General features: G+C 68.5%; 3 protein-coding genes. All 3 read right to left on the bottom strand.

The genetic code is table 11. The annotated features are described in order from the left end of the window. Window positions 1–622 (bottom strand): hypothetical protein (locus ABD164_RS17740; RefSeq protein ID WP_344297991.1); only part of this gene is annotated, 622 nt, incomplete at its 3' end. Between the two features lie 12 nt (window positions 623–634). Continuing rightward, window positions 635–2,365, bottom strand: a complete 1,731-nt coding sequence (locus ABD164_RS17735) for a relaxase/mobilization nuclease domain-containing protein (RefSeq protein ID WP_344297989.1) — start codon at window positions 2,363–2,365, stop codon at window positions 635–637. After that, complete coding sequence (locus ABD164_RS17730; protein ID WP_344297987.1) at window positions 2,365–2,856, bottom strand: MobC family plasmid mobilization relaxosome protein; 492 nt, start codon at window positions 2,854–2,856, stop codon at window positions 2,365–2,367. Before ABD164_RS17730 ends, ABD164_RS17735 begins: the two co-directional genes overlap by 1 nt. Between the last annotated feature and the right edge of the window lie 14 nt (window positions 2,857–2,870).

Genomic DNA, 2,870 nt, shown 5'->3' with positions numbered 1-2,870 from the left:
TCGCGCTCTCGGAGGCACTCTCGTGTGTCCGCTCAGCGATCGCCGCGGCATTGAGGTCGACACCCTCCGGCTGCTGCTCGAGGTCGCGGGTAGCAGCCGCCGCGCGCGCATCTTCACGATCAGCGACCACGCTGAGCTCCGCCGCCTCGGCCTTGTCGGCCGCCGCGCGGCGCTGTTCGTTCTCTTCGCGCTCCTGCTCCTGCTTGCGACGGTCGATCGCTTCCTGCACGGCGGCCGGGTCGGCGCCGGGGTGGTCGACGTCGAGACCGTAACGCGTGCGCAGTTCCTCTCGCATGTGCAGCTCGGCGCGAAGGGCTTCGGGCTCCTCACCAACCCAGGCACGCGCGAGCTCGTACTTGTTCGCGATCGCCTCGACGTCGGCTCTGTCCCACCACTCGCTGCGGTAGACCTCCGCCAGTTCGGCCCGCGCGGCCGCGCGTTCTGCCTCGAAGCGCGCCGCGAGCTCGCGTGAATTGCGCTCGGCCTCATCGCGCATGGCGCGGTTGCGGTCGGCCATCACGCGTGCGCCGAGATCTCCCATGTGCGTCGCGGTCGTCACGAGCATTCGAAGCTGCCCGTCGAACGCCTCGGTGAGCTCATCCACGCCATCGGTGTCAACCATGATCATCCCCTTCTATCGTTCGGCTCCGCCGCGGTCGCGGTCGGTGCCCTGACTGCTCTTCTCCTGACGCTTCGCCTGCTCGATGGTGTTCGGCACCGGCGAGGCGGCTTCCGTGGCACGTTGTGCGTGGCCGGCCTCCATGCGCTCGAGCATCGCCTGTGCGGTCGGGTCGAGGACCGGCTTCGGCGGCTCGGAAACGACCACCGGCGCGGCGGGCACCTGGTGCTCACCGACGCGCACGAGGTTCGCGTGCACGACGCTCAGACGATCGCGCAGTGACGTCTCGATGAGTTGCGCCTGTCGAGTCTGCTGAGCCGCGAGTGCGGCCGCGTGGACGCTCTGACCGAAACGCACGAGCTCGCGCAGCAACGCCGCCTGTGCCACCGCACCCTTTCCGCCGTGCGTGGCGCTCGCGAGGAGCATCGCGGCGCTGCCGAGGGCGAGAGTACCCGCCTGCTTGGGTGTCTCGGTTCGGCGGAAGGTCTGTGCGGACTTAGCGAGGGCATCGGCCGCGGCGGCCAGGTCGCCGGGTTCGTCCTCGAGCTGGTTCGACCACGCGGCGAACGCGCCCGCCGTCTGTCGAGCGACGGTCGCCCATGTGTCGCGGTCCTCGACGGGAACGGCGCTAAGTCGTTCGCGCAGCTCGCCGAGTTCGCGAGTGCACTGCGCCCACATCCGCGGGTCCGGCTCGACCGTCTCGCGCCCCGGTGCGACCACACGTCGTCCGCGTCCGGCTGCATTCCACTCGGCGGCAGCAGCACCTGCGCCCTCTGGCGAATCGGGCCACCCATCGCGCAGGCGCGGCAGGGTCAGATCGCGGCCGAGGCTACCGCCGCCGTACCAAGCCGGGCGCTCGCCTGGAGCGGGACGGGCGGCCACCGAGTAGCCGGTGATGACATCCGTCCGGCCATCGGCGTAGCGAGGACGGACGAGCACGCCGGCTCGGCGCATGCGACGCACGAACTCGGCTTCGTCGACGCTCGCGGCCGAGCACGCTCGAACGGTGCGCGCGAGTTCCTGCCGCGGCACCTGTAGCTGCACCTCGGCTGCGATGTGCTGATGACGATCGCGTGCTGGCAGGGAGTCCCATGCCGGCATCGGTGTGGCCGACTCCGCCGACCGGGTCTCGTACTTGCGCTGTGCGGCACGGGCCGCCTGGGCCTGCACACGGCGCTGCTCTGCCGGAGAGAATCCGCGAGTTGCGCGTTCGGCGCGCACGCTCTCTAGCGTCTCGAGTCCATACCGGACCTCGAGCGCGCGAACCGCACTCTGTGCGCGCCGGAAGTCGTGGTGGATCGATGCCTTGGTGCCGTCCTCTCGGACGAGATTCACGGCGATGTGGATATGGTCGTTGCCGGTCTTCGAGTCGCCGTGGTGCATGGCGATCCAACGGCACGGCGCTTTCGTTCCCTCGTTGTCGTCGAAGCCCATCGCGGTCACGAAGTCGTCGGCGATCTGTCGCCAAGTCTCGTCCGAAAGGCGGCCCTCTTCGACCCGGATCGAGAGCGAACAGTGCCACACGTGACCGCCGGGGACATCGACGTCGAGGGCAGTGCGTGGCCGTTCGAGATGACGTGCGAGCGCGATCGCCGCATCGTGATCAATCTCTGTGTCGGCGTACCACGCCGTCATGGCCGGATCACCAGCGACGAGGTGCGGACTCTCGTGCTCGTTGGCACGCCCTGGACCAGCCAAGTAGCTCACCAGACCCGCCATGCGATCACCGCGGGTGATGTTGGGCATCATCGGAGGCTGAGCCCGTCCACGGCGGCGTCGATCTGCTCAGCGGTGCGTCGAACTGCACGAAGAGTCTCGACCGTTTCGGCCTGCAGCTCACCAGTCGCGTTGGTCGCCTTCGCGATCTGGTTGACGTTGTTCGAAATCGCGGCGAGCAGGCGGTGAACCCGGAACAGTTCGGCCAGAAGCTCGCGTCGCTGAGTCGGGGTCTCGTGCGACTCCGACGACAGCGCGGACTCGACGAGAAGACGAACGATGCTGACTCCCTGCGCCGCGGCGAGGCGAGCAAGGATGCCCTCCTCCTCGGCACTCACCTTGACGTCGTGACGTGCGCCAACTCGACCGCCGGCGATGTTCTGGCGACGCTGACGCTGCACGCTCCGAGCCTTCGGCGATTCCTCCATCTGCGTCACCTTCCTTTCGCCAGCGCAGCGACCCCGCCAAGCGGGGATCACACGTCTAGTGTGCCGTATCCGCGACGTGAAGTCGAGGATCAAGCCCAGTTAGCCCG

Origin of the sequence: Agromyces neolithicus, assembly GCF_039529735.1 — a bacterium.
GTDB lineage: Bacteria > Actinomycetota > Actinomycetes > Actinomycetales > Microbacteriaceae > Agromyces > Agromyces neolithicus.
This window is presented reverse-complemented; position numbering and strand designations above follow the sequence as displayed.